Genomic DNA, 26,656 nt, shown 5'->3' with positions numbered 1-26,656 from the left:
GGCGTCGAACAGCGCCAGGCCCTCGTCACCGGGCAGGGCGAGGATGCCGGAGCGGGCCATCCGGGCGAGGTCCGCCTCGGTCAGGTGGCCCGCCATGCCGCTGCGCTGCTCCCACAGGCCCCACGCGAGCGAGACGCCCGGCAGGCCTTCCGCGCGCCGCGCCTGCACCAGGGCGTCCAGGTAGACGTTGGCGGCGGCGTAGTTGCCCTGCGCGGTGCTGTCGACCACGCCCGCGGCGGAGGAGAACACCACGAACGCCTTGAGGTCGCGGTCGCGGGTCAACTCGTCCAGGTGACGGGCGCCGTCGGCCTTGGGCCGCCACACCGCGTCCACCTGCTCGACCGACATCGACGACACCAGACCGTCGTCGAGCACACCCGCGGTGTGCACCACGCCCGCCAGGTTCGCGATGTCCGCGATGGTGGCCGGCCAACGAGTCGCGGTCGGACACGTCGCACGCCACCACGTCCACCGTCGCGCCCAGCCCGGCCAGCTCGTCGCGCAGCTCCACCGCGCCCGGCGCGTCCAGACCGCGGCGCGAGGTCAGCACGAGGTGGCGCACGCCGTGCTCCACCACCAGGTGCCGGGCCACCAGCGCGCCCAGGCCACCCGTGCCACCGGTGACCAGCACCGCGTCGTCGGCGTCCCAGGTGGGGGTGTTCCCGTCGGGGTCGGCCTGCGCGGTCACCCGGGCGAGCCTGGGCACCAGCAGCGCGCCGGCGCGCACCGCGACCTCCGGCTCGCCGAGGCCGAGCGCCGGCAGCACGTCCGCCGTGCTCGTCCTGTCCGGGGCGCCGTCGAGGTCCAGCAGCACGAACCGGTCCGGGTTCTCCGCCTGCGCGGCCCGCACCAGGCCCCACACCGGGGCCACGGCCGGGTCGACCGGGCGCCCGGCGGCGGGCACCGCGCCCGTTGTCGTGAGCACCAGGCGCGAGTCGGCGAACCGCTCGTCCGCCAGCCACTCCTGGAGGACCGCCAGCACGTCGTCCACGGTGGACCGGGGGTCGTCGCCGGACACCACCGGCAGCACGACCCACTCGGGGACCTCCGACAGGGACGCCAGGTCGGCGGCCCGGACCACGGCGCCCGTCGCGGCGGGCGCGGTGGCGGGCGTCCAGTCCACGCGGTAGAGCGAGTCGGGCCCGCTGCCCGCGGCCAGCGCCTTGGCCGAGATCGGCCGGGTGACCAGCGCGTCGACCGCGGCGATCGGCGCGCCGGACGGGTCGGCCAGCAGGATCGAGACCGCGTCGCCGCCCGCCGGGGACAGCCGGACGCGGGCCGTGGTGGCGCCGGAGGCGTGCAGGGTCACGCCCGTCCACGCGAACGGCAGGTCGATCAGGCCGTCCTCGGCGCCGTTGTCGCGGCTGCCCGAGGCGTGCAGCGAGGCGTCCAGCAGCGCCGGGTGCAGGCCGAAGCCCTCGGCGTCCGCGTCCTCCGGCAGCGCCACCTCGGCGAAGACCACGTCGCCCGAGCGCCACGCGGCGCGCACGCCCCGGAACACCGGGCCGTAGGCGTACCCGGCCGCGGCCAGGTCGTCGTACAGCGCGTCCACGTCGACCGGGGTCGCGCCGGTGGGCGGCCACTCGGCCAGGTCGGGCACCCGCGCGGCGGGCGCGTGGTCGAGGAAACCGGTGGCGTGCCGGGTCCAGGCGACGTCCGCGTCCTCCGGGCGGGAGTAGACGCCCACGGGGCGTCGTCCGGCGTCGTCCGGCGCGCCCACCGCGACCTGGAGCACCACGGCCGTGCGCTCCGGCAGCACCAGCGGCGCCTCCAGGGTCAGCTCCTCGACCCGGTCGCAGCCGACGTGGTCACCGGCCCGGATGGCCAGTTCGACGAACGCCGTGCCGGGCAGCAGGACCGTGCCGGAGGCGGCGTGGTCGGCCAGCCAGCGGTGGGTGTCCAGCGCGATCCGGCCGGTGAACAGCACGCCGTCCGCCTCGGCCGTGGTCAGGGCCGCGCCCAGCAGCGGGTGCCGGGCCGCGCCGAGGCCGGCCGCGGTGACGTCGCCCGCGCCGGCGGTGGTGGCGTCGAGCCAGAAGCGGCGGCGCTGGAACGCGTAGGTGGGCAGGTCGACCCGGCGCGGCGCGGCCGGGGCCAGCGAGCCGGCCCAGTCCACCGGCACGCCGCGCGCCCACACCTCGCCCAGGGACAGCAGCACCCGGGACATGCCGCCGTCGTCGCGGCGCATCGAGCCCGTGGTGGTCACCTCGCGGCCCGCCACCTCGGCGGTCTCCTGGATGCCCATGGTCAGCACCGGGTGCGGGCTGATCTCCACGAACACCGCGTGCCCGCTGTCCAGCAGCGCCCGGGTCGCGCCGGCGAAGTCGACGGTCTCGCGCAGGTTGGTGTACCAGTACCGCGCGTCCAGCCCGGAGGTGTCGAGCATCCCGCCGGTGACGGTGGAGAAGAACTGCACGTCCGAGCCGCGCGGCGCGATGTCCGCGAGGTCCTCCAGCATCTGGTCGCGGATCCACTCCACGTGCGCGGAGTGCGCCGCGTAGTCCATCGCGATCCGCTTGACCCGCACGCCGTCCGCGGCCAGTTCCGCGCCGAAGGCGTCCAGGGCGTCGGGGTCGCCGGCCACGACGACCGACCGCGCGCCGTTGATGGTGCCGATCGACAGGCCCTCGGGCAGCCGGCCGCGCACGTCGTCGGCGGGCAGCAGGACCGACAGCATCCCGCCCTTGCCGGACATGTGCTCGGCGATGGCGCGGCTGCGCTTGGCCATCATCATGGCGGCGTCCTGGACGGACAGGCCGCCCGCGACGCAGGCCGCGGCGACCTCGCCCTGGGAGTGGCCGACCACCGCGTCCGGGCGGACGCCGTGCGCCCGCCACACCTCGGCCAGCGACACCATGATCGCCCACAGCACCGGCTGGACCACGTCCACGCGCCGCAGCGACGGCGCGCCCTCCGCGCCGCGGACCACGTCCAGCAGCCGCCAGTCCACGTGGGGGTCCAGGGCGGTGGCGCACTCGTTCATGCGCTCGGCGAACACCGGCGAGGACTCCAGCAGCTCCGCCGCCATGCCCGCCCACTGCGAGCCCTGGCCGGGGAACACGAAGACGACGCGCGGCGTGCCCGCGGCCGTGCCGTGGACGGCGGTCGCGGGCGTCTCGCCGGCGGCCAGCGCCTCCAGGTCCGCGCGCAGCCGGTCGGTGGTCCCGCCGACCACGACCGCGCGGTGCTCCAGCAGCGCGCGGGTGGTCACGAGGGAGTGCGCCACGTCCGCCGGGCGCAGGTCGGGCTCGGCGGCCAGGCGCGCGGCGAGCAGGCCCGCCTGGGCGCGGACCGCCTGCTCGGTGCGGCCGGACAGCGCGAGCGGCACGACGGCCGGCTCGTCGGCCGCCGGCTCCTCGGCGCTCGCCGCGCCGGGACCCTGCTCGATGATGACGTGCGCGTTGGTGCCGCTGATGCCGAACGACGACACGCCGGCCCGGCGCGGGCGGCCGGTCGCCGGCCACTCGCGCGGCTCGGTGAGCAGCTCGACGTTGCCCTCGGACCAGTCGACCTGCGGGGTGCGCTCGGCGACGTGCAGCGTCCGCGGCAGCACGCCCTCGTGCATCGCCATGACCATCTTGATCACACCGGCGACGCCCGCGGCGGCCTGGGTGTGACCGATGTTGGACTTGATGGAGCCCAGCCACAGGGGCTCGTCGCGGTCCTGGCCGTAGGTGGCCAGCAGCGCCTGGGCCTCGATCGGGTCGCCCAGTCGGGTGCCCGTGCCGTGCGCCTCGACCGCGTCGACCTCGGTGTGCGACAGGCCGGCCATCGACAGGGCGGAGCGGATGACCCGCTGCTGCGACGGGCCGTTGGGGGCGGTCAGGCCGTTGGACGCGCCGTCCTGGTTCACCGCGCTGCCGCGGACGACGGCCAGCACCTTGTGGCCGTTGCGCTGGGCGTCGGACAGGCGCTCCAGCACCAGGATGCCCACGCCCTCGGACCACGCGGTGCCGTCGGCGTCGGCGGAGAACGACTTCGACCTGCTGTCCATGGCCAGGCCGCGCTGGAGGCTGAAGTCCAGGAACGTGTCGGGCGTGGCCATCACGGTCACGCCGCCCGCCAGCGCCAACCCGCACTCGCCGCCGCGCAGCGCCTGCGCGGCCAGGTGGATCGACACCAGGGAGGAGGAGCACGCCGTGTCGATCGACATCGCCGGGCCCTCCAGGCCCAGCACGTAGGACACGCGGCCGGACGCCACCGACGCCAGCGAACCGTTGCCCAGGTAGCCGGCCAGGTCCTCGGGGATCTCCCTCAGCCGCAACGCGTAGTCGTGGTACATGATGCCCGCGAACACGCCCGTGCGGCTGCCCTTCAGCGACGTCGGGTCGATGCCCGCGCGCTCCAGCGCCTCCCACGAGGTCTCCAGCAGCAGGCGCTGCTGCGGGTCCATCGCCTGGGCCTCGCGCGGGCTGATGCCGAAGAACTCGGCGTCGAAGTCCAGCGCGTCGTGCAGGAAGCCGCCCTCGACCGAGTAGGTCTTGCCCGGCTTGCCGGGCTCCGGGTCGTAGAGGCTGTCGACGTCCCAGCCGCGGTCGTCGGGGAAGCGCGAGATGCCGTCCACCGCGCCGTCCACCAGGCGCCACAGGTCCTCGGGCGTGCTCACGCCGCCCGGGTAGCGGCAGGCCATGCCGACGATCGCGATGGGCTCGTTGTCGGCCACCGCCACCGTGGCCCGGCGGGCGGGCGCGGCCTGCGCGGACGCGTCGCCGAGCGCCTTCTCCCGGATGTGCCCGACCAGCGCGGCCGGGTTCGGGTAGTCGAACACCAGCGTCGCGGGCAGCCGCAGGCCGGTGGCGGAGTTGAGCCGGTTGCGCAGCTCCACCGCGGCCAGCGAGTCGAAGCCGATCTCGCTGAACGCCCGCTTCGGCTCGATCGCCTCGGGGCTGTCGTGGCCCAGCACCGCGGCCACGTGCGTGCGCACCAGGTCCAGCAGCAGCGCGTCGCGGTCGGCCTCGGACAGCTCGGCCAGCCGCGAGGCGAGGGTGGCGCCGCCGGACGCGGCGTTGGCCGTGCCCGCGGCGCGCCTGCCCGCGACCGGCACCAGGCCGCGCAGGAGCGCGGGCACGCCGTCCACGCGGGTGCGCAGCGCGCCCAGGTCCACCCGCACCGGGGCCACCACGGGCTCGTCGGTGGTCAGGGCGGCGTCGAACAGCGCCAGGTTCTCCGCCGGCGTGAGGCCGGGCATCCCGGAGCGCTCGATGCGCTGGAGCGCCGCCGCGTCGAGCACCGAGCCCATGCCGCCGTCGCCGAGCCACAGGCCCCAGGTCAGCGCGGTCGCGGGCAGGCCCTCGGCGCGCCGCCGCTCGGCCAGCGCGTTGAGGAACAGGTTGGCCGCGGCGTAGTTGCCCTGGCCGGGGTTGTCCAGCAGCGCGGCCAGCGACGAGTACAGGACGAAGGCCTTGAGGTCGCGGTCGCGGGTCAGCTCGTGCAGGTGCCAGGCGGCGTCGGTCTTGGGCCGCAGCACCGAGTCCAGGTGCTCGTCGGTGAGCGTGCCCACGGTGCCGTCGGCGACGACGCCCGCCGTGTGCACGACGCCGGTGAGGTCGTCGACGTCGGCCAGCACGGCGGCGAGCGCGTCCCGGTCGGACACGTCGCAGGCCACCACGTCCACCGTCGCGCCCAGCCCGGCCAGCTCGTCGCGCAACTCCACCGCGCCCGGCGCGTCCAGACCGCGGCGCGAGGTCAGCACCAAGCCCCGCACACCGTGCTCCACCACCAGGTGCCGGGCCACCAGCGCGCCCAGACCACCCGTGCCACCGGTGACCAGCACCGTGCCGCCCCAGGGCGACTCGCCGCCCTCGGTCACCGGGACGCGCGCCAGCCTCGGCACGGTCACCTGCCCGCCGCGCACGGCCAGCTCCGGTTCGCCGGAGGCCACGGCGTCGAGCAGCCGCGCCGCCGACCCGGGCGCGTCGTCGAGGTCGACCAGGGTGAAGCGGTCGGGGTTCTCCGCCTGCGCGGCCCGCACCAGGCCCCACACCGGGGTCTGCGCCAGGTCCGCGTCGACCACGTCGCGGGTGATCACGGCCAGCCGCGAGGAGGCGAACCGCTCGTCGGCCAGCCACGCCCGCACCAGCTCCAGCACCGCGCCCAGCGCGACGCGGACGGCCGAGGGCACGTCGCCGTCGACCGCCGGGACGCGGAACAGCACGATCTCGGGCACGGTCGCGCCGCGGGCCAGGGTGTCGCCGAGCCCGGACAGGTCGTCGAACGCGGCCACGCCGGGCAGGTCGAGACCGGCGCCGAGCACCGCCGCGCGGCCGATCCTGGCCGGCGCGACCGACCGGGAGGTCCACTCCAGCCGGAACAGCGACTCGTGGTGCTCGCGCCGGGCCGCCTCCAGCTGCTCGGCGGTGACCGCGCGGGACACGAACGACCCGATCGTGGCGACCGGCGCGCCCAGCGGGTCGGTGACGGTCAGCGACACGGCGTCGGAGCCCGCCGGGGTGATCCGCACCCGGACCGCCGAGGCGCCCGAGGCGTGCAGCGCCACGTCGTTCCAGGCGAACGGGATGCGCACCTCGCCCTCGGGGCCGGGCGCGGCGCCCGCGGCGTCGATGGCGTGCAGCGACGCGTCCAGGATCGCCGGGTGCAGGCCGAAGGACGCGGCGGCGGCCGTGCTGCCCTCGGGCAGCGCGACCTCGGCGTACACCTCGGCGGACGGGCCGGAGCCGCGCCGCCACACCTTGCGCAGGCCCTGGAAGACGGGGCCGTAGCCGTAGCCCTGGGCCGCCAGCTCCTCGTACACGTTCGTCACGTCGACCGCGGTCGCGTCGCGCGGCGGCCACGTCTCCAGCGAGTCGCCCGCGGGCGCGGGCCCGGCGGACAGCACACCGCCCGCGTGCCGCGTCCACACCGCGTCGCCGGCCGCGTTCTCCGGCCGGGTGTAGATGGCGATCGTCCGGCGACCGCCCTCGTCCGGGGCCTCCACGACGACCTGGAGCACCACGCCGCCGCGCTCGGGCAGCACCAGCGGCGCCTCCAGCGCCAGCTCCTCCAGCAGGCCGCAGCCGACCTGGTCGCCCGCGCGCACGGCCAGCTCGACGAACGCGGTGCCGGGCAGCAGGACCGTGCCGGAGATGGTGTGGTCGGCCAGCCACGAGTGGGTGCGCAGCGACACCCGGCCGGTGAGCACGACGCCCTCGCCGCCCGCGAGGCCGACGACCGCGCCGACGAGCGGGTGGTCGGCGGCCAGCTGGCCCAGGTCGGCGGCGTCGGCGGAGCCCGCGTCGCCCTCCAGCCAGTAGCGCTTGCGCTGGAACGCGTACGGCGGCAGGTCGACGCGCTTGCCGCTGCCCGCCGGCAGCAGCGAGGTCCACCGGACCGTGCCACCGCGCACGTGGGCCAGGGCCACGGCCGAGCGGATCTCGGCCACCTCGTCGCGGTCGCGGCGCAGCAGCGCGGCGAACGCCACGTCCTCGGCGTCGCCCTCTTCCGCGCCGACGCAGTCCTGGGCCATGGCGGTGAGCACCGCGTCCGGCCCGATCTCCAGGAACGTGGTGACGCCGCGCGCCGCCAGCTCGCGCACGCCGTCGCGGAACCGCACGGCCTCGCGGACGTGCCGCACCCAGTACTCCGGGGAGCACAGCTGCTCCGCGCCGGCCAGCCGGCCGGTCACGTTCGACACCACCGGCACCCGCGGCGGCGAGTAGGTCATGACCTCGGCGACCCGGCGGAACTCCGCCAGCATCGGCTCCATCAGCGGCGAGTGGAACGCGTGCGACACGCGCAGCCGCTTGGTCTTGAAACCCCGGTCCGCCAACGCGCCGGCGACCTCAAGCACGGCGTCCTCGACACCGGAGATCACCACCGAGGTCGGCCCGTTGACCGCCGCGAGGCCGACCTCGTGCTCCCGGCCGGCCAGCAGCGGCAGCACGTCGTCCTCGCCCGCGCGCACGGACACCATCGCGCCGCCGGTCGGCAGCGCCTGCATCAGCCGGCCCCTGGCGCCGACCAGCAGGGCCGCGTCCTCCAGGGACAGCACGCCGGCGACGTGCGCGGCGGTCAGCTCGCCCAGCGAGTGCCCGGCCAGGTGGTCGGGGCGCAGGCCCCAGGACTCGACCAGCCGGAACAGGGCGGTCTCGACGGCGAACAGCGCGCTCTGCGCGTAGGCGGTCTGGTCGAGCAGCGCCGCGAGCTCGGAGCCCTCCTCGGCGAACAGCACGTCGCCGAGCGGGTGCGGCAGCTGGAGGTCGAGGTAGCCGCACGCGGCGTCGAGCGCACGCGCGAACACCGGGTAGGCGAGGTACAGGTCGCGGCCCATGGCGAGCCGTTGCGAGCCCTGGCCGGTGAACAGGAACGCCAGCTCGCCCGAGCCGGCCGCGCCGCGCACCAGCCCGGTGGCGTCCTGCCCCTCGGCCAGCGCGGTCAAGCCGCGCAGCGCCTCGGCGCGGTCCGGCGCGAACACCACCGCGCGGTGCTCCAGCGCGGCCCGGCGGCCGGCGAGCTCGTGCGCGGTGTCGACGAGGTCCACGCCGGGGGAATCCGCGCCGGGGTCCAGGAACCCGGCGAGGCGGGCGGCCTGGTCGCGCAGCGCCGCCTCGGAGCGCGCGGACACGACCAGCGGCAGCGCGCCCGGCACGGGCGTCTCGTCCGTGCCGCCGCCGAGCAGGGACGGCGAGGGCTCCTCGATGATCACGTGCGCGTTGGTGCCGCTCACGCCGAACGACGACACCGCGCCGCGGCGGGGGCGGTCGAACGCCTCCCACGGGCGCGGTTCGGTCAGCAGCTCGACGCGGCCGGACGACCAGTTGACGTGCGGGGTGGGCGCGTCCACGTGCAGCGTCTTGGGCAGCACGCGGTCGCGCATGGCGTACATGAGCTTGATGACGCCGGCGACGCCGGCGGCGGCCTGCGAGTGGCCGATGTTGGACTTGATCGAGCCGAGCCACAGCGGCCGGTCCTCGGGGCGGTCCTGGCCGTAGGTGGCGAGGATGGCCTGGGCCTCGATCGGGTCGCCCAGGCGGGTGCCGGTGCCGTGCGCCTCGACCGTGTCGACCTCGTGCGGCTCCAGCCCGGCGTTGGCCAGGGCCTGCCGGATGACGCGCTGCTGCGACGGGCCGCTGGGCGCGGTGAGGCCGTTGGACGCGCCGTCCTGGTTGATCGCGGTGCCCTTGACCACGCCGAGCACGCGGTGGCCGTTGCGGATCGCGTCGGACAGCCGCTCCACGACCAGCACGCCGACGCCCTCGGCCCAGCCGGTGCCGTCGGCGGCCGCGGCGAACGGCTTGCACACGCCGTCGGGCGCGAGGCCGCGCTGGGTGCTGAACGCGGTGAACGCGCCGGGGTGCACCATGACCGCGACACCGCCGGCCAGGGCCATCGAGCACTCGCCGTCGCGCAGCGCCTGGGCGGCCAGGTGCAGCGCCACCAGCGAGCCCGAGCACGCCGTGTCGACCGAGAGCGTGGGGCCCTCGAAGCCGAACGAGTAGGCGAGCCGGCCGGACACCACGCTGGGGGCGTTGCCGGTCAGCAGGTAGCCGTCGAGGCCCTCCGGCGCCTGGTGCAGCCGCGGGCCGTACTCCTGGGGCTCGACGCCGATGTAGACGCCGGTCTGGCTGCCGCGCAGCGCCAGCGGGTCGACGCCCGCGTGCTCCAGCGCCTCCCACGCGGTCTCCAGGACGAGCCGCTGCTGCGGGTCCATGGCCAGCGCCTCGCGCGGGCTGATGCCGAAGAAGTCGGCGTCGAACTCGGCGGCCTCGGTGAGGAAGCCGCCCTTGCGGACGTAGGACTTGCCGGGCTTGCCGGGGTCCGGGTCGAACAGCGCCTCCAGGTCCCAGCCGCGGTCGTCGGGGAAGTCGGCGATGACGTGGCGGTTGTCCGCGACGACGCCCCACAGCTTCTCCGGGGTGTCGCTGCCACCGGGGTAGCGGCAGCCGACGCCCACGACGGCGATCGGCTCGTCGTGCCGGCGGGTCGCGGGCTTGACCACCGCGACGGCCCTGGTGGCCCGCTCGCCGAGCAGCACGCCGCGCACGAACCTGGCCGCGGCCAGCGGCGTGGGGTGGTCGTAGACCAGCGTCACCGGCAGGTCGAGCCCGGTGGCGGCGGTCAGCCTGCGGTGCAGGTCGACCGACGCCAGGGAGTCGAAGCCCACCTCGCGGAAGGGCCGGGTGGGCTCCACCTGGTCGGGCGCGTCCGGCAGGACCGCCTTGAGCGCGGCGACGGCCTGCTCGTGCACCACGCCGAGCAGCACGCGCTCCTGCTCGGCCACCGGCAGGTCGACCAGCCGCGCGCGCAGCGCGGTGGTGTCGGCGGGCTGGGGCGTGACGTTCTCGGACTCGCTCATCCGCGCTCCACTGGTCTGGCTGGTCGATCGCCGGCGGCGCTGGTCGAACACCCGCCGATCGCTGGTCGAACTTCGGACACGGCACGCCCCGCGACCGGTTCGGTCGCGGGACGGCGTGGTCGTGCGTGGGGCGGGAGCGACCGGGGTCGCTCCCGCGATGTCACTCCTCGGGGGCGAGCACCCGACCGGTCGCCGCCTCGGTGACCGTGATGGCCGCCATGGGGCACATCTCGGCGGCGTCGATCAGGGCGTCGCTCGGGCCCACCTCCGGGTTCGGCGCGTGCGCCTTGCCCTCGCGGATCTCGATCTCGTGCGGCGCGGTGCCGGCGCACACGCCGGTGCCGATGCACGCCTGCCGGTCGACCGCGACCTTCCAGATCGCCTCGGTGGTGCTCACCACTTGACCCGGAGCATCTTGGGACCGCGCACCAGCAGGCCCTTCTTCCACTCGACGCCCTCGTCGCCCTCGGCGAGGTCGAGGTCGGGGAAGCGGCTGGTGATGACCTCCAGGGCGACCTGGAGCTCCATGCGGGCGAGCTGCGCGCCCAGGCAGTGGTGCGGGCCGTGGCCGAACGCGACGTGCGGGTTGTTCGCCCGGCGGAAGTCGACGTCCTCCGGGTTGGTGAAGATCTCCGCGTCGCGGTTGGCGCCGGGCAGCGAGACCAGGATCGGCTCGCCCGCCTTGACCACCACGCCGCCGAGCGACACGTCCTCGGTGGCGTAGCGCGGGAACATCGCGGCCGGGTTGAGCGGGATGAGCCGCAGCAGCTCCTCGACGGCGTTCGGGATCAGCCCCGGCTCCGCCTTGAGCAGCTCGAAGTGCTCACGGCTCTTGAGCAGCGCGTAGACGAAGTTCGGGATGTGCGTGGACACCGTCTCCGAACCGGTCAGCAGCAGGCCGACGCCGGTGATCGACAGCAGCTCCTGCTCGGTGAGCACGTCGTCGTTGTCGCGGGCCTTGACCAGCGCGCCGAGCAGGTCGTCGGTGGGCTCCGCGCGGCGCTGGGCGATGAGCGCGCCCATGTAGCCGAACAGCTCCTCGACCAGCGACATGATCGGCTGGGCGGTGCTGGTCAGGCCCTCGGTCCACACGCGGAACTTGGCGCGGTCCTCGAACGGCACGCCCAGCAGCTCGCAGATCACGATGATCGGGAACGGCAGCGCGAAGTGCTCGACCAGGTCCGCGGGCGAGCCCTTGGTCTCCATGTCGTCGAGGAACTCGTTGGCGATGCGCACCGCGCCCTCGCGCATCTCGTTCACGCGGCGGGCGGTCAGGGCCTTGCCCGCGAGCTTGCGCAGCCGGGTGTGGTCCGGCGGGTCGAGGCCGATGATGCCCTCGTAGGTCATCTCCTCGCGGGTGCGGGGCTGGTCCTGGCCCTGCGCGGCCGCGCGGCTGAAGCGCGGGTCGGTCAGGACCGTCTTGACGTCCTCGTACCGGGTCGCCAGCCAGGAGACCTCCCCGAACGGGAGCTGGACGCGGCTGACCGGCTCGTCGCGGCGCAGTGCCCCGTACAGGGGGTCGATGTCGATACCCGGTTCCTCGCTGAACGGGTACGCGCGCACCTGCTGGGTTGCTGTCATTCTTTGTCTCCTCCGGGTGCGCCGGTCTGCCGACCGGCGCGCTCCACACGCCCAAATGAGGTTTGCCCGGAGGCTGGTCCGCGACCGCTCGCCGCGATGAAAGGCCTGCCCCGGCACGATGGGGAAAGCCTAATCACGCGCGGGAACGTCCTCACACCCCCGGAACGCCCCTACGTTCCCCCTATCGGCCGCAACCACGCCGCCACCACGTCGTCACCTCGCGCCGAAGGGCCGTGACCAGCGCCGGTGACCCGCGACACGCCGGTCCGGGCCTGCGCCCCGGGGGTGGTGAGGGGTGGTGCAGGGGCCGGACTAGGGGTTCCGGCGGCCACTTTCGGACTAGGGTCGGACCGCAGGGCCACCGCTGACCTTCCAGCCATTCGACGCGTTCTCCGGCGCACCGCGACCACCTGGTCGCGGTGGTCGTCGAGTCCGCATTCCCGCCCTGCGAATCGAAACCCGAAACCCGGGAAGCCCGAAACGGAAGGTGTTTGCGCATGTCCCTGTTGGCCGCGGAGTCCTCCCGCTTCCGCTCGTTCGGCCCCCACCACGTGGACGAGGTCGCCGCGCGTTACGCGCTGCCCGCGCACCTGCTGGACAGCGTCCGGGTGATCGCCCAGGTGCTGCCGTTCCGCGTCAACGAGTACGTGCTGTCGCACCTGGTCGACTGGAGCCGCATCCCGGACGACCCGATCTTCCAGCTGGTGTTCCCCCAGCGCGGGATGCTCGACGAGGCCGACGAGCGCGAGCTGTCCGGCCTGCTGCGCGACGGCCGCAAGAAGGAGCTGCGCGAGGCGGTGGCCCGCATCCGCGCCGGGCTCAACCCGCACCCGTCCGGCCAGATGCAGCTCAACGTGCCGAACCTGGAGGGCACGCAGCTGCCCGGGATGCAGCACAAGTACCGCGAGACGGTGCTGTACTTCCCGCAGCAGGGCCAGACGTGCCACGCCTACTGCACCTACTGCTTCCGCTGGGCGCAGTTCGTCGGCGACGCGGACCTGCGGTTCGCCGCGCCGGGCCCCGAGCAGCTGGTGCGCTACCTGCGCAACCACCCGGCCGCGACCGACGTGCTGGTGACCGGCGGCGACCCGATGATCATGAGCACCGAGCGGCTGCGCGCGCACATCGAGCCGATCCTGGCGGTCGACACCGTGCGCACGATCCGCATCGGCACGAAGTCCGTGGCCTACTGGCCCTACCGGTTCACCACCGACACCGACGCCGACGACGTGCTGCGGCTGTTCGAGCAGGTCGTGGCGTCCGGCCGGGCGCTCGCGGTGATGGCGCACTTCAGCCACCCGCGCGAGCTGGAGACGGCGCAGGCCAGGCTGGCGCTGTCCCGGATCCGCTCCACCGGCGCGATCGTGTACTGCCAGGCGCCGCTGATCCGGAAGGTGAACGACGACTCGCGCACCTGGGCGGAGATGTGGCGCGGCCAGCTCGCCGCCGGCCTGGTGCCCTACTACATGTTCGTCGAGCGCGACACGGGCCCCAAGGAGTACTTCAAGGTGCCCCTGGCGCGCGCGGTCGAGATCTTCCAGGCGGCCTACCGCACCCTGCCGGGCCTGGCCCGCACGGTCCGCGGCCCGTCCATGTCGGCCACCCCGGGCAAGGTCCTGGTGGACGGGGTCGAGGAGGACGCGGACGGCAAGCACTTCCGGCTGCGCATGGTCCAGGCCCGCGACCCCGAGCTGGTCGGCCGCCCGTTCCGGGCCCGGTACTCGGAGGACGCGGCCTGGCTGGGCGACCTGGAGATCGACCCGGCGACGCCGGCCGACATCCTGGCCGCGGTCACCGGCACCAAGACGCCGGTCCACTGACCCGGTCCGCCGACGACGAGAGGTTCGCTGTGGTCATCCGGAAGATCTCGCCCAACCTGGCGCTGGACCACCAGGTGTCGCTCCGCCGGGCCGCCGGCGAGCCGATCGTGCACCTGGGGTTCGGCGAAGCCCGACTGCCCGTGTTCCCCGGCCTGGTGGAGCGGCTGACCGCGGGCGCGGGCCGCAACTCCTACGGCCCCGTTCCCGGCTACCCCGGCGTGCTGCGCGCCGTGGCGGGCTACTTCGCCCGCCGCGCCATGCCCACGACCGAGGAGCAGGTGATCGTGGCGCCGGGCAGCAAGGCGCTGCTCATGGCGCTCCAGCTCGTCGTGCCCGGCGACGTGCTGCTGACCGAGCCCTGCTGGGTCACCTACGCGCCCCAGGCGCTGGAGGCGGGCAAGCGCGTGATCGGCGTGCCGATCCCGGCCGAGTGCGGCGGCGTGCCGGACCCGGACGCGCTGCGCGAGGCCGTCCGCGCCGCCCGCGCCGAGGGCGCGAACCCGAAGATCGTGGTGCTCACCGCGCCGGACAACCCCACCGGCACCACGGCGACCCCGGACCTGATCCGCCGCATCTGCGCGGTGGCCGAGGACGAGGACCTGCTGCTGGTCTCCGACGAGATCTACCGCGACCTCGTGCACGACCCGGGCTTCGAGTACCTCAGCCCCGCCGAGGTCGCGCCGTCCCGGACGGTCGTGGTCACCGGCCTGAGCAAGAGCCTCGCCCTGGGCGGCTGGCGCATCGGCGCGGCCCGCTTCCCCGCCGACGAGGCGGGCCTGCGGATGCGCGCGGACGTGGCCTCGGTGGCCAGCGAGATCTGGTCCACCCTGGCGGGGCCCATGCAGGAGGTCGCCGAGTACGCGTTCGACGAGCCCGCCGAGCTGGTGGCCCGCCGCGACGCCGACTCCCGCCTGCACGGCGCGCTCGCGCGGGCGGTGCAGGACATCGTGGTCAAGTCCGGCGCGCTGTCCCGCCCGCCGACCGGCGGCTTCTACGTCTACCCGGACTTCGAGCCGCTGCGCGAGCGGCTGGCCCACGAGGGCGTCGTCGACGGCGAGTCCCTCCAGGAGCACCTGGTCAGCCGCTACGGCGTGGCGGTGCTGGCCGGCGTCCACTTCGGCGACGACCCCCGGGCGCTGCGCTTCCGCGCCGCGACCAGCGTGCTCTACGGCGACACGCCCGAGCTCCAGCGCGCGGCCATGGAGGCGGCGGACCCGACCACCGTGCCGCACGTGGCAGAGGCGCTGGCCGCGATCGAGCTGGCCTTCACGTTCTCGAAGGCGGCCGTGCGTTGACCGCCATCGCGTTTCCCGGGATGGGGCCCGTCAAGTTCGCCGACGTGGCCAAGTTCATGCTGATCAACCCGTTCGCCCGCGAACTGCTGGGCACCGCCGACGAGGTGCTGGGCCGCGACCTGTTCGCCGCCCTGCGCGACAGCACGTCCGACTACGCCGAGGCCGCCCAGGTGGCGTTCCTGGTCAACAGCCTCGCCCTGGCCCGCTGGGCCGAGGACCGCTTCGGGTTCGAGCCGAGCTTCTGCGCCGGGGCCAGCTTCGGCGGCAAGGCGGCGGCGGTCCACTCCGGGGCGCTCAGCGCGGAGGAGGGCATCTGGCTCACCGCCGAGCTGGTCCGCGTCGAGACGGAGTACTTCGCCGAGCAGCACGGCGACGTGGTGACGCTGTCGTTCGCCCGCACCCCGCGGGCCGAGCTGGACCTGGTCCTCACCGAGCTGGACGACTGGCACGAGATCTCCTGCTACGTCGACGAGGACTTCTACATGGTCTCGCTCAAGCGGGACCGGCTGGCCTGGTTCCAGCAGCGCCTGAAGTCGGCGGGCGGCCTGCCCCTGTACGAGATGGACCCGCCGATGCACGTCAGCGCCTTCGCCGGCCTGCGCGACCGCGTCGAGCGGGAGCTGTTCCCCCGGCTGTCCTTCCGGGACCCGGCCACCCCGGTGGTCGCCGACCAGGACGGGTCGGTGCGCACCACCGCCGACGGCGTGCGGGCGACCCTGCTCGACGGCGTGGTCCGGCCGGTGCGCTGGCCCGAGGTCGTGCGGTCGCTGCGGATCGAGGGCGTCACCACGCTCTGCGTGGCCGGGCAGGACTCGCTGTTCGGCCGGGTGGCCTGCACCACCAACAACTTCAAGGTGATCGCGGCGAACCCGCGCCTGGCGATGCAGCCGCACAAGCGCCCGGCCCTCAGGAGGGCCGCATGACCGAGAACGACGCCGTGCTGCACGCCCGCTTCCTGCGCGGCCTGCGCCTCGCGCCCGGCAACACCGCCCTCCACCTGGAGGACGGCCGCAAGGTGACCTACGAGGAGCTGCACGAGCTGGCCCTGTCCTGGGCCGGCGCGCTGCTCGCCGGCTCCGACGCGCCGCCCCGGGCGATCGGCATTCTCGCCGACAAGACCCTGGAGTCCTACGCGGGCCTGCTCGCCGTGCTCTACACGGGCGCGATCGCGGTGCCCCTGCACCCGGACTTCCCGGCCCAGCGCACGCGCCACATGCTGGAGGCGGCGAAGGTGTCCGCGGTGGTGGCCGACGCGCCCGGCCTGGCCGCCCTGGGCAAGCTGGGCGTCGACCTGCCCGTGCTGGCGCCCTCCGCGGGTCCCGTCGCGGGCCGGCCCCTGGACGAGCCGGTCGCCGTCTCGTCGAAGGACCTGGCGTACGTCCTGTTCACCTCGGGCTCGACCGGCCGCCCCAAGGGCGTGCCCATCACGCACGCCAACGCGGACCACTACTTCTCGGTCCTGGAACAGCACTACGACTTCACCGCCGAGGACCGCTTCTCGCAGTCGTTCGACCTGAACTTCGACTGCGCGATGTTCGACCTGTTCTGCGCGTGGGGCGCGGGCGCGCAGGCGCACCCGGTGCCGGGCGCCGCCTACCGCGACCTGCCCGGCTTCCTCGCCGACCGGGACCTGACGGTCTGGTTCTCCACCCCGTCGGCCATCACCCTGGTGCGCCGCATGGGCGGCCTGTCGCCCGACTCGATGCCGGGCCTGCGCTGGAGCTTCTTCGCGGGCGAGGCGCTGCGCGCGGCGGACGCCGAGGACTGGCTGCGGGCCGCGCCCGCGTCCACCCTGGAGAACATCTACGGACCGACGGAGCTGACCGTCACCATCACGGGCCACCGCTGGACCCCCGGCACACCGGACCTGTGCCTCAACGGCCTGGTCCCGATCGGTGAGGTCCACGAGGGTCACGACCACCTCCTGCTCGCCGAGGACGGCGGTGAGTCGGACACCGAGGGCGAGCTGTGCATCACCGGCCCGCAGATGACACCCGGCTACCTCGACCCGTCCGACGACGAGGGCCGCTTCCTGCTCCACGACGACCGCCGCTGGTACCGCACGGGCGACCGGGTGCGCCGGCACCCCGACGGCACCCTGGTGTACCTGGGCCGGCTCGACTCCCAGGTGCAGCTGGCGGGCTGGCGCGTCGAACTGGCCGAGGTGGAGCACGCCCTGCGCGCGTGCGAGGGCGTCCTGGACGCGGTGGCGGTGACCCGCCCCACCGACACGGGCCTGGATCTGGTCGTCTACTACACCGGCACGCCCACCCCGCCCCGGCTGCTGTCGAAGGAGCTGCGGGACGTGCTGCCGAAGGGCATGCTCCCGCGCGAGTACCGCCACGTCGACGAGTTCCCGCTCAACTCCAACCGCAAGGTGGACCGGGGCGCGTTGACCAGGCTCGCGGCCGAGGGCTGATCGTCACGGGCGCGCCCACCGGTCCACGTGACCGGTGGGCGCGTTCGCGTTGTCCCGGTGTCCTGGTTCCGGCTCGTCGCGCCCACGCGGTTAGCATCCCGGCGACGAACCGGCGGACCGAGGACCGTGATGAGACCACTGACCTTCAGCGACGGCGGGGACCACCGACAGGAGTGGCTCCCGGGTGGTCCCCACTCCGCGGAGGACGCGTTCCAGGAGTTCGTCGACCGGCACCGCGGTGACGGCACCACGTCGTTCTCCGTCGAGGACGAGGAGAACGACGAGGGGCTGCTGCTCCTGTTCGGCGACCGGGCCACCCGCCGGGTCAAGGGGTCGCGGATCGAGTACCGCCTCGTCACCGGCAGCAGCGGCTACCGGAACCAGGTGGCCGACTTCGTCCGCGGCGGTTTCGCCGCCCTCGACCTCCGCGGCCCCTGGCTGCCGGACCTCGACGCCCTCGAACGCGCCCGCCTCCGGTTCGAGTTCGACGGTTCCGCGCTGCGGCGGACCCACCCGCGCGAGCTGCGCCGCCGGCTGGAGGTCCTGACCCGCGTCGACGGGCGCGAGCCGACGACGGTCGCCGGGGTCACGCGCTACGGCTACGCCAACGGGGACGGCGACACCGTCGACGCCTGGTTCACCGACGCCGGCCGCGGCCTGGTGACCACGTTCGACCACGCGAGCCCGCTCGCCTCCCCCGACGCCCGTGCGGCGCTGTACGACGGCGTGCCGACGGACCTGCTCGCCCTGTCCGGGGACGGTGTCCCCCACCCCGCCACCGGCGTCTTCACCTTCTCGGGTCCCTGCGCCCTGTCCGACGGCCTGGTGGCCCGCTTGCAGGAGGCGCGGCTGGGGGTCGAGGCCACGGGGGTCGGTCGGCTGCTGGAGGTCTTCCTCGTGGACGACTTCACCCCCGACGCGGTCGCGGGAGCCGGGCCGTGGTGGGGCGTCGAGGACGTCGCGCGGGGCTTCGCCGCGGTCGGACCGGAACGGCCCGCGACCGCGCCGCTCGACCGGGGGGCCGTGGACCGCTTCTGCGCCATCTGGGCCGACTCCGGCTACAACGACCGCTGGGACGTGCACTACGTCCTCTTCGACAACTGCACGGTCGAGGAGGCCGGCGAGACCCGGGACGAGCTGCTGGAGTTGGTCCGGGTGCTCGGGCTGGAGCGCGTGGACACCCCGCCGGGAGCCGCGGACGGCGAGGTGTGGGTCCGCACGGACCCCCGCGTCGACGCCGAGCTGGGGAACTGGGCGTGAGCGAGGTCGTGTTCACCCGGGAGAACGGCTGGATCCCGCGGGTGGTCCGGGCGGACGGCGAGCTGAGGCTCCAACTCGGCGCCGGGGCCGACGCCAACCACGACCCCCGCACGTTCACCGTCCCGGTCGCCGAGGCCCACCTCCGGGTGATCCGGGACGACCTGACCCGGCACCTGCTGTGTGGAGCGCGCTCCTGCCCCTGTGCACGGCGGCCGGGACCCGGGGCCCGCTCGACGAACGCGCGGCGGTCGCGCTGCTGGACCCGATCCTCCTCGGCGCGCCCGAGGACGTGGAATCGCTGTTCCGGGACATCGCCTGGAACCGACGCCAACTCGTCGCCCAGGGCGCGGACGTCGAACTGCTCAAACGGGGCGAGGTCTTCGCCGCACTGCGCCCCGCGACCGCGGAGTCCGACTGGCGTCGCGTCCAGGAGCACGACGCGGACCGCGATCGAGCCCGACGCGGCGTGCGACTCACCCCGCTCGACGCGGCGCTCCTCAAGTACACGGGCCGCTACCTGCACGGCGGGAGGGTCCCGACCCGGGAGCCCGGTGCCGTCGACCCCGCCCTGCTGCCCGAGGTCATGCGGGTGATCGCCACCGCGGAGCGGGCGTGCGCCGGGGTGCGGCTCTCCCCCGATCGGGGAGGCGGCCGGAACGCCCCGAAGGGGGACCGCGAGTGGCAGCGGATCGAGGAGGAGGTCGACCGCGCCGTTCGCCGCGCCCACCCGCACCTCGTCGACGACGCGGTGCGCACCGTGAGCTTCCTGATGTGCTCGGAAGCCGCCGCGCGGGCACGGGCGTCCCGGGGGCGGGCGAAGCGGGGGCCGGTCGGGTGAACTGGCGGGAACATTCGGGAGGCGCTATCGTCCGATGATCCGCAGACCACATCTCCAACCATTTTCGGTGTTTCACATCACACACCGAAGCGTATTCACAGAGCAACCGACGGAAGTCGGCAAGAAGCGGTTTGTGACCAATCTTCCACTCTGCTTCGAATAAAGCGCCGACTACCGCTCCCACCAGCACGGATGTCGGCTTTCCGCATTTTTCGGGGTGAGCGTCCCGCACAGGTCCAGACCACTTGCCCGAATGCCGGGAAAAGTGCATTCGCCGCCTATTTCCTTCGTCGGGCGCAGCCCTACGACCGGCCCGTCCCGGCCGTCGACCCGAGGCGAAAAGCTGCGATTGGTGGATCGATCCACCGCTCCGCACATCGCTGAAGGTGACATCCCATGCGAGTTCGACGCGTCCTGTCCCTCCTCGTCGGCGCCGGCGCCCTGCTGTCCACCACGGTCCTGGCCGCCCCGGCGTCCGCCGCGCCCGCCGCGCCGTTCGTGCCGCCGGGCCAGACCGACATCATCGACGGCGGCCCGGCCTCGTACGCCCCGTTCGCGGTCCGCCTGTTCAGCAACGGCAACCCGTGGTGCTCGGCGACCATCATCGCCCCGTCGTGGGTGCTGACCGCGCAGCACTGCGTCTCCGACGACAGCGCCACCTACACGTTCCGGATCGGCAGCCTCCAGCAGGACTCCGGCGGCGCCCTGGTGACCGGCGTCGAGGTCGTCGACCACCCCTCCGCCGACATCTCCCTGGTCCGGATCGACCAGGCGCAGCCGTCCTGGTGGCAGTTCGCGAAGCTCGGCACGTCCTCGGCGGTGGCGGCGAACCAGGCCGTGCAGATCTGGGGCTGGGGCGCCACCTGCCTCGGTGACGAGGTCAGCTGCCAGTCGCCGGTGCTGAAGCTGGCCACCACGCTGGTCGAGTCGGTCAGCGCGTCCGACTGGCTGGGCGGCGTCGCGATCTCGTCGACCCGCGTCGACGGCATCGCCGCCGGCGGCGACTCGGGCGGCCCGATGATGGCCACCAGCCCGGTCGACGGCCAGTACTACCAGGTGGGCGTGTCGTCCACGAGCAACCGCTTCGACTGGTGCGCCTACACGAACGTCACCGTCTACCGGCCCTGGATCTTCTCGGTCGCGGGCGTGTAAGCAGCGGGACGAATGACGAAGCGCTCGGCCGGGACACCCCGGCCGAGCGCTTCGCGTCACCCGTCCACGACGGGGATCCGGTAGGTCATCCCGTAGCGGTCACCGGGCACCACGACATCGCACGTCTCCACCGGCAGCTCACCGGCGAGGAACGTCCGCTCGATGGTGAGCACGTGCACGCCCGGCGGGATGTCCAACGCCTCGACCTCCCAGGGCAGCGGGGCACGGGTGGCCACCGACTCCACGGCCTCGGTCACGCGGATGCCGATGTGGTCCATGCGGGCGATGACCCCGAGACCGGCCAGCGGACCTTCCTCGGGGCGCTCCACGTCGGTCCCTTGGGTCAGCGCGAGCGGCTCGTACGACGTGGACACCTGGACGGGGCGGCCTTCGGCGAGGAAGCGGTACGCGGTCCTCATCACGGGAGCGCCCGGGGCGATCTTGAGCCGGGTGGCGATGCGGTCGGAGGCCGTGTCACGGGCGGAGGCGGCCTCGATGTCTGCCGTCGCACCCGCGCGGCGTGCGTCGTCGGCGAACTCGCCCGTGGGCTTGCGCCTGCGGTAGCGGTCGCGGGCCAGCCGCTCGACCTGCTGTCGCGGGCGCACGAAGCTGCCCTTGCCGCTGTGGCTGTCGACCAAGCCCTCGTTGCGCAGGACGCCGACCGCTTGACGCGCCACGATCCGGGAGACGCCGTACTGGCCCATCAACTCGGACTCGGACGGCAGCTTTGCCCCGGCGGGCAACGTGCCGTCGAGGATCTTCGCGCGGTAGTCGTTCGCGATTTGGGCGTAGGCGGGAGTTCCGGTCCAGCGGGTCACCTGATCGGTCTCCTCTCAGCCGCAGCCTGTCATACCTACCAGGTTAGCTCCGCCCGATCGGCTATTAGATCACCCAAGCTGTCCTACCTATTATGATAGGCATCGACGGCATGAAGCCGCCGACGAAACGGCCCGGTTGGGGCGGCTACCCCAACCGGGCCAAGAGAGACTCAACGGGCGGCTACCCGCGAGTCCTACGCGCAGAGCTGGACGGCCGTGCCGTGCTCTGGGACCGGGCGACCATCGCGCCCGGACGCGGCAAGCCCCAGTTCGCCAGGATCCACGTGCACCGACAGCGCCGCGCCATGCGGAAACTGCTGTGCCAGGTCTGCGGCCACCCCGCCGATAGGGACGAGGGCGGCGTCCTCTGGCTCCTCCCCGACCGAACGGGACGCCCACCCGGGTGGCCGGAGGGGATCCTCGTCAGCGAGCCCCCGGTCTGCGCGCCCTGCCTCACCCTGGCGATCCGCACCTGCCCGGCCCTGCGCGAGGAGGGGCACCTCGTGATCCGCACGGGCTCGTGCCCGACTTACGGGGTCGAGGGCTTCCGGTACCGCGCGGGACCACAGGGCCGGCCGGTCCCCGTCGAGCGCGAACTCGTCCCCTTCGCCGACCCCGCCGTCCTCTGGACCCTGGCCTCCGAGCTGGTGCGCGAACTCCTCGACTGCACGGTCCTGGAGGTCGCGGCGGGCAGGCCGGCGCGTGATGCGAGGTAGCCGCAGGAACTTCCCTATAATTCCCTATACTTCCCCATCGGCCCTCCCCTAAGGTCATGATGTGGAAGAAAAGCTCTACTCCCCCGACCAGGTGGCCGAACTGCTCGGCCTGCACGTCAAGACCGTCCGCGGCTACGTGCGGGACGGGCGGCTCAAGGCCGTCCGCATCGGCAAGCAGTACCGGATCGCCCACGCGGACCTCGAAGCCCTGACCGGCCGCCCGGTGCCCGCCGCGACGCGCGACACCAGTCGGCGCCGGCAGGTGGACGTGACGTGCGTCGTCGAGGTCGACGCGGCGCCGCCCGAGGTGGTCGAGCGGGTGAACGCCCTCCTGCTGGGCATCACCGCCAACCGCGGCCAGGGCGACGCCCCGCTGCGCGTGGAACTCGCCTACGACGAGGAGCGCGTCCGCCTGAAGGTCGTCATCCTCGGCAACCCGACCGACACCGCCCTGGTCCTGCGGCACGTCGAGGCGGTGACCGGGTCGTGAGCGTCTACCGCACGGAGAACGGCGGGCGGGAGGTCCGACGCGGCTACCTCCAACTCCTGGACCACTGGTCGGTGCCCCACGAACGGGTCACGGTGCCGACCTCGCAGGGCGAGACCTTCGTCGTGGTGTCCGGCCCGCCCGGCGCCCCGCCCGTGGTGCTGCTGCACGGCTCGGGCACGAACGCCGCGATGTGGCGCGACGACGTCGCCTCGTGGGCGCGGCACTTCCGCGTGCACGCGGTCGACCTGACCGGTGAGCCGGGCCTGAGCGCGCCGAACCGGCCTCGGTTGGGTTCCGACGGGTGCGCGCTCTGGCTGGACGACGTGCTGGCGGCGCTGGGCGTGGACCGCGTGTCGCTCGTCGGCGCGTCCCTCGGCGGGTGGTTCGCCGCCGATTACGCGACCAGGCGACCCGATCGGGTGCGGCGGCTGGTGCTGCTGTGCCCCGGTGGCATCGGCAGGCAGAAGACGGGGTGGGTGCCGCAGGCGATCCTGCTGCGCCCGTTCGGGCGGTGGGGCCTGCGGCGGACGCTGTGCGTGGTGGCCGGCCTCGGCGACGACGTGCCCGCGCTCTTCCTGGAGCAGTTCCTGGTGACGTTCCGCCACTTCCGACCTCGGCGCGAGCGGCTGCCGATCTTCCCCGACGAGGCGCTGCGGCGGTGGGCGATGCCCGTGCTGGTGGTCGTCGGCGCGCGGGACGCGATGCTCGACTCGGCGAGCACCGCGCGCCGGGTGCGCGAGCTGGTCCCGGGCGCGACCGTGAAGCTGCTGCCCGACGTCGCGCACACCATCAGGGGTCAGACCGCGGAAGTGCTCCGCTTCCTGCTCGACCGGCCCTGAACGCGCCGGTGGGGCGCCCCCGTCCCGGGACGCCCCACCGACTTGCCCGACTCAGCGCCGGCCGTGCACGGCCAGCAGCGCCGCGCGGTCCACCTTCCCGTTCGGCGTGGTCGGCAGCTCGTCCAGCACCCGCACGTCCTGCGGCACCATGTAGTCCGGCAGCGCCTCCATGCAGAACGCCTTCAGCTCCAGCTCCTCCAGCCCTTCGACCCCGCCCGCGAGCACGACGAACGCGGCCAGCGCGGGCTCCCGGTCCGGCACGGGCACCAGCAGCGCGGTGGCGGCGGCGACGCCCGGGAACTCGGCCACCCGGCGCTCCACCTCGCCCAGCTCCACCCGGTTGCCGCGGATCTTGACGAGCGAGTCCGCCCGGCCGCTGAAGTACAGCTCGCCGCCCTCGCCCCGACGGGCCAGGTCGCCGGTCCGGAACACCACCTGGCCGGCCCGCGGGTTCAGCGGGTCCAGGACCAGCGCGCGCGCCGTGGCCTCCGGGTCGTTCCAGTAGCACGTGAACAGGGCCGCGCTGCGCAGGTGGACCTCGCCGACGCCGTCGACCTCGTCGACCGGCCGACCGTCCTCGTCGATCAGGACCATCTCCGCGCCGGGGTGGGCGAAGCCGATCGACAGCTCCTCCACGTCCTCCGGCAGCGGGTTCGGCACGTCGGTGAACGACGACGCCACGGACTCGGTGCTGCCGAAGCAGTTCACGATCCGCACGCCCGGCAGCAGCGACTGCAACGACCGCAGCTCCGGCAGCGGGAACTTCTCGCCCGAGTACAGGATGCCGCGGATCGAGCCGCCCTGCTCCCCCAGCATCTCCGCCTCGTGCCGCAGCACCGGCCGCCAGATCGACGGCACGCCGTTGACCTGCGTGGCCTGCGCGTCGTGCAGGAACTTCACCAGCTTGCGCGGCCACCGCAGCAGGTCGCGCGGCACGGGCACCACGGCCGCGCCGCTGCCCAGCGCCAGGCCGATGTCCAGCAGCGAGAAGTCGAACTGGAGCGGCGACGTGGTCGCCACCCGGTCCTCGGGGCTGACGATGCCGTGGGCGAGCATCCCGCGGAAGAACGCCAGGATCGCCCGGTGGCTCATCACGACGCCCTTGGGGCGGCCGGTCGTGCCCGAGGTGAAGATGATGTAGGCGGCGTCGGTCGGGGTGACCTCGCGCCGGTGCCGGACGCGCGGCGCGGGCGCGCGCTCCACCACCAGGCCGTCCGGCCCGAACCGCGCCAGGCCCACGCCCTCGGCCACGCCCTCGCGCCGGCCGCCCGCCGCCTGGAGGTGCAGGGCGGGCTCGACGGCCTCGACGATCGCCTGCAACCGCTGCGCGGGCGTCTCCGGGCTGACCGGGATGTAGGTGAGGCCCAGCGACGAGCACGCCAGGAGCGCGGTGATCGACCACGACGTGGTGTCGGACTCCAGCACGACGCGGTCGCCGACGTCCAGGCCCAGCTCGTCCAGCTGCGCGGCCAGGGCCGTGACCCGGCGCTCCAGCTGGCGGAAGGAAATGGTGCCGAACTCGCCGCCGGCGTATTCGACGATCGCCGCGCGCTCCGGCACGAGCCGTGCGCCGACGAGCAGGAAATCATGCAACGTGGCGACCTGGTCGTGCGCTCGCGCGAATACTTCTCGACCCATGCTCTGGAGCACCTCACTGGTTGACGCTGACCGAACGCACGGACACCGAAAGGCTAGCAGCGCAGCTCAGGGGCTTAACCCGGAGAGCACCCCTAACCGACCCCTAATCCTCGACCCGCACCCCAGAGCGGTTTTCCGAACTCCGCACAACATCATTCTTGCACGGTTTTCCCGTGCTACCGTTGCCGCATCTCGGCGAAGCAATTGTCGTAAATGACCCGGAAGGGGATCGGTCACCATGTGGGAAGAGCGGTTCGAGGAGATCCTGCGCAAGCACCTGCCGTTCCTCGACGCGAGCGAGGAGCTGACCGGGGACGTCGAGCTGCGCGACGTCGGCCTCGACTCGCTGGCCATGGTCGACCTGCTCGCCGAGCTGGAGAAGGCCTACGGCGTGCGCTTCCGCGACGACGCGCTCAACCCCGAGACCTTCCGCACGCCCCAGACCCTGTGGACCACGCTGTCGGGGATGCTCGAACCGACGGCCTGACCACGTACGCGGAAGGGGGGCGGACCAACCGGTCCGCCCCCCTTCTCGCGCGTCCTGGACCCCTCAGAGCCCCTTGAGGAACTCCAGCAGCACCTGGTCGAACCGGTCGGGGTTCTCCAGGTGCGGCAGGTGGCTGGCGTCCGGCACGACCTCCAGCCGCGCGCCCGGCACCAGCTCGTGGAACGGGGCGATCGCCGCCGCGGTGACCTCGTCGTGCTCACCGCGCACCACGAGCGTGGGCGCGGTGATCGAGGGCAGCTCCGGGATCAGCGAGAAGTCCTTCAGGGTGCCGGTGATGTGGAACTCGTTGGGCCCGTTCATGGCGCCGTACACCGTCGGGTTGGTGTTCAGCTCCATGAACGTCGCGGTCAGGTCGCTCGGCAGCGAGGTCAGCCGGCACACGTGCCGCTGGTAGAACACCCCGCTGGCCTCCTGGTACTCGGCGCGGTGCGTGGTGCCCGCGGCCTCGTGCCTGCGCAGCACCTCGTCGACGCCCGGCGGCAGCGCCTTGCGCAGCTCGTCCAGCTCCTCCAGCCACAGCGGGTAGGAGGCGGGCGAGTTGGCCACCACGAGGCCGACCAGCCCGGCAGGCGTGCGCGCGGCGTGCGCCGCGCCCAGGACACCGCCCCAGGACTGCCCGAACAGGACGTACCGGTCGGCGATGTCCAGCGCCTCCAGCAGGTTGTCCAGCTCGTCGAGGAACAGCTCGGGGGTCCAGAAGTCCGCGCCCCGGTCGCGCAGGTGCGTCGAGCCGCCGTTGCCCAGCTGGTCGTAGTGCACGACCGGCCAGCCCTCCTCCGAGAGGAGGGCCAGCCTCAGCAGGTAGTCGTGCGTGCTGCCGGGCCCGCCGTGCAGGACGACCACCGGCGGCCGGTCGCCGCCGAGGTCGCCGGTGACGCGGTACCACGTCTTGTACGGCCCGAAGGGCACCGTCCCCTTGCGGCTCGGCGCCGGCGTCGCGGCCATCCGCACCACTCCTCATCCTCAAGAGCGGGGCGGGCGCCCCGCGGTC

General features: G+C 73.8%; 16 protein-coding genes and 1 pseudogene. 11 read left to right on the top strand and 6 right to left on the bottom strand.

All coding sequences use genetic code 11. The annotated features are described in order from the left end of the window. Positions 1 to 25: 25 nt before the first annotated feature. The 3 genes from ABD223_RS27520 to ABD223_RS27510 form a co-directional block, all read right to left on the bottom strand. The gene (locus ABD223_RS27520) at positions 26 to 10,291 is read right to left on the bottom strand and encodes an SDR family NAD(P)-dependent oxidoreductase (RefSeq protein WP_425564023.1); all 10,266 of its coding nucleotides are present in this window, start codon (positions 10,289 to 10,291) and stop codon (positions 26 to 28) included. Positions 10,292 to 10,451: 160 nt separating this feature from the next. Continuing rightward, on the bottom strand, positions 10,452 to 10,688 hold the full coding sequence (locus ABD223_RS27515; protein ID WP_344039450.1) for a ferredoxin: 237 nt from the start codon (positions 10,686 to 10,688) through the stop codon (positions 10,452 to 10,454). Next, positions 10,685 to 11,872, bottom strand: a complete 1,188-nt coding sequence (locus ABD223_RS27510) for a cytochrome P450 (RefSeq protein ID WP_344039449.1) — start codon at positions 11,870 to 11,872, stop codon at positions 10,685 to 10,687. Before ABD223_RS27510 ends, ABD223_RS27515 begins: the two co-directional genes overlap by 4 nt. Positions 11,873 to 12,369: 497 nt before the next feature. On the opposite strand from ABD223_RS27510, the gene ABD223_RS27505 reads away from it, so the two are divergent. The 7 genes and pseudogenes from ABD223_RS27505 (at position 12,370) to ABD223_RS27475 (ending at position 20,656) form a co-directional block, all read left to right on the top strand. Then, entirely contained in the window at positions 12,370 to 13,692 is a 1,323-nt protein-coding gene (locus ABD223_RS27505) for a KamA family radical SAM protein (protein WP_344039448.1), read from the top strand. A 29-nt stretch (positions 13,693 to 13,721) separates the two neighbouring features. After that, positions 13,722 to 14,987 carry a pyridoxal phosphate-dependent aminotransferase gene (locus ABD223_RS27500; protein WP_344039447.1) on the top strand — a complete coding sequence of 422 codons (1,266 nt, stop codon included), beginning with the start codon at positions 13,722 to 13,724 and terminating at the stop codon, positions 14,985 to 14,987. Between the two features lie 20 nt (positions 14,988 to 15,007). Next, positions 15,008 to 15,910, top strand: coding sequence for an ACP S-malonyltransferase (locus tag ABD223_RS27495; protein WP_344039445.1), 903 nt, complete (start codon positions 15,008 to 15,010; stop codon positions 15,908 to 15,910). Then, positions 15,907 to 17,406 (top strand): AMP-binding protein, encoded by a 1,500-nt coding sequence (locus ABD223_RS27490; protein WP_344039444.1) that lies wholly within the window; start codon positions 15,907 to 15,909, stop codon positions 17,404 to 17,406. Before ABD223_RS27495 ends, ABD223_RS27490 begins: the two co-directional genes overlap by 4 nt. A gap of 27 nt (positions 17,407 to 17,433) precedes the next feature. Then, complete coding sequence (locus ABD223_RS27485; RefSeq protein WP_380645863.1) at positions 17,434 to 18,666, top strand: DUF6357 family protein; 1,233 nt, start codon at positions 17,434 to 17,436, stop codon at positions 18,664 to 18,666. Further along, positions 18,615 to 19,504: pseudogene (locus tag ABD223_RS27480) on the top strand (DUF6357 family protein). The gene ABD223_RS27485 and the pseudogene ABD223_RS27480 overlap by 52 nt, the downstream one beginning before the upstream one ends. A gap of 396 nt (positions 19,505 to 19,900) precedes the next feature. Further along, positions 19,901 to 20,656 carry a S1 family peptidase gene (locus tag ABD223_RS27475; RefSeq protein WP_344039441.1) on the top strand — a complete coding sequence of 252 codons (756 nt, stop codon included), beginning with the start codon at positions 19,901 to 19,903 and terminating at the stop codon, positions 20,654 to 20,656. A gap of 56 nt (positions 20,657 to 20,712) precedes the next feature. On the opposite strand, the gene ABD223_RS27470 is transcribed toward ABD223_RS27475, so the two are convergent. Continuing rightward, positions 20,713 to 21,474 carry a GntR family transcriptional regulator gene (locus ABD223_RS27470; RefSeq protein WP_344039439.1) on the bottom strand — a complete coding sequence of 254 codons (762 nt, stop codon included), beginning with the start codon at positions 21,472 to 21,474 and terminating at the stop codon, positions 20,713 to 20,715. Between the two features lie 92 nt (positions 21,475 to 21,566). On the opposite strand from ABD223_RS27470, the gene ABD223_RS27465 reads away from it, so the two are divergent. The 3 genes from ABD223_RS27465 (at position 21,567) to ABD223_RS27455 (ending at position 23,519) form a co-directional block, all read left to right on the top strand. Next, a complete protein-coding gene (locus tag ABD223_RS27465; RefSeq protein WP_344039438.1) occupies positions 21,567 to 22,190 on the top strand; it encodes a hypothetical protein in 624 nt (207 codons plus the stop codon). Positions 22,191 to 22,251: 61 nt separating this feature from the next. Next, positions 22,252 to 22,680 carry a helix-turn-helix domain-containing protein gene (locus ABD223_RS27460; RefSeq protein ID WP_344039437.1) on the top strand — a complete coding sequence of 143 codons (429 nt, stop codon included), beginning with the start codon at positions 22,252 to 22,254 and terminating at the stop codon, positions 22,678 to 22,680. Then, the gene (locus ABD223_RS27455) at positions 22,677 to 23,519 is read left to right on the top strand and encodes an alpha/beta fold hydrolase (protein ID WP_344039436.1); all 843 of its coding nucleotides are present in this window, start codon (positions 22,677 to 22,679) and stop codon (positions 23,517 to 23,519) included. The genes ABD223_RS27460 and ABD223_RS27455 overlap by 4 nt, the downstream gene beginning before the upstream one ends. 51 nt (positions 23,520 to 23,570) lie before the next feature. Here ABD223_RS27455 and ABD223_RS27450 read toward each other — a convergent pair whose 3' ends face one another. Further along, positions 23,571 to 25,157 (bottom strand): AMP-binding protein, encoded by a 1,587-nt coding sequence (locus tag ABD223_RS27450; protein ID WP_344039435.1) that lies wholly within the window; start codon positions 25,155 to 25,157, stop codon positions 23,571 to 23,573. A 238-nt stretch (positions 25,158 to 25,395) separates the two neighbouring features. Between ABD223_RS27450 and ABD223_RS27445 the strand changes: the two genes are divergently transcribed. Then, positions 25,396 to 25,644, top strand: a complete 249-nt coding sequence (locus tag ABD223_RS27445; RefSeq protein WP_344039434.1) for an acyl carrier protein — start codon at positions 25,396 to 25,398, stop codon at positions 25,642 to 25,644. 63 nt (positions 25,645 to 25,707) lie between these two features. Here ABD223_RS27445 and ABD223_RS27440 read toward each other — a convergent pair whose 3' ends face one another. Beyond that, positions 25,708 to 26,610 (bottom strand): proline iminopeptidase-family hydrolase, encoded by a 903-nt coding sequence (locus ABD223_RS27440; RefSeq protein ID WP_344039433.1) that lies wholly within the window; start codon positions 26,608 to 26,610, stop codon positions 25,708 to 25,710. Positions 26,611 to 26,656 lie beyond the last annotated feature (46 nt).

Source organism: Saccharothrix xinjiangensis (assembly GCF_039527585.1).
Taxonomy (GTDB): Bacteria; Actinomycetota; Actinomycetes; order Mycobacteriales; family Pseudonocardiaceae; genus Actinosynnema; species Actinosynnema xinjiangensis.
Note: the sequence above shows the minus strand (reverse complement) of the source record. Positions and strands in the feature narration are given on the sequence as shown.

What these genes read in the sequence shown, in the direction of transcription:
- ABD223_RS27520 (WP_425564023.1), bottom strand. Translation starts at nt 10,291, where the DNA reads ATGAGCGAGTCCGAGAACGTCACGCCCCAGCCCGCCGACACCACCGCG.
- ABD223_RS27510 (WP_344039449.1), bottom strand. Translation starts at nt 11,872, where the DNA reads ATGACAGCAACCCAGCAGGTGCGCGCGTACCCGTTCAGCGAGGAACCG.
- ABD223_RS27505 (WP_344039448.1), top strand. Translation starts at nt 12,370, where the DNA reads ATGTCCCTGTTGGCCGCGGAGTCCTCCCGCTTCCGCTCGTTCGGCCCC.
- ABD223_RS27495 (WP_344039445.1), top strand. Translation starts at nt 15,008, where the DNA reads ATGGGGCCCGTCAAGTTCGCCGACGTGGCCAAGTTCATGCTGATCAAC.
- ABD223_RS27490 (WP_344039444.1), top strand. Translation starts at nt 15,907, where the DNA reads ATGACCGAGAACGACGCCGTGCTGCACGCCCGCTTCCTGCGCGGCCTG.
- ABD223_RS27475 (WP_344039441.1), top strand. Translation starts at nt 19,901, where the DNA reads ATGCGAGTTCGACGCGTCCTGTCCCTCCTCGTCGGCGCCGGCGCCCTG.
- ABD223_RS27465 (WP_344039438.1), top strand. Translation starts at nt 21,567, where the DNA reads ATGATAGGCATCGACGGCATGAAGCCGCCGACGAAACGGCCCGGTTGG.
- ABD223_RS27450 (WP_344039435.1), bottom strand. Translation starts at nt 25,157, where the DNA reads ATGGGTCGAGAAGTATTCGCGCGAGCGCACGACCAGGTCGCCACGTTG.
- ABD223_RS27445 (WP_344039434.1), top strand. Translation starts at nt 25,396, where the DNA reads ATGTGGGAAGAGCGGTTCGAGGAGATCCTGCGCAAGCACCTGCCGTTC.
- ABD223_RS27440 (WP_344039433.1), bottom strand. Translation starts at nt 26,610, where the DNA reads ATGGCCGCGACGCCGGCGCCGAGCCGCAAGGGGACGGTGCCCTTCGGG.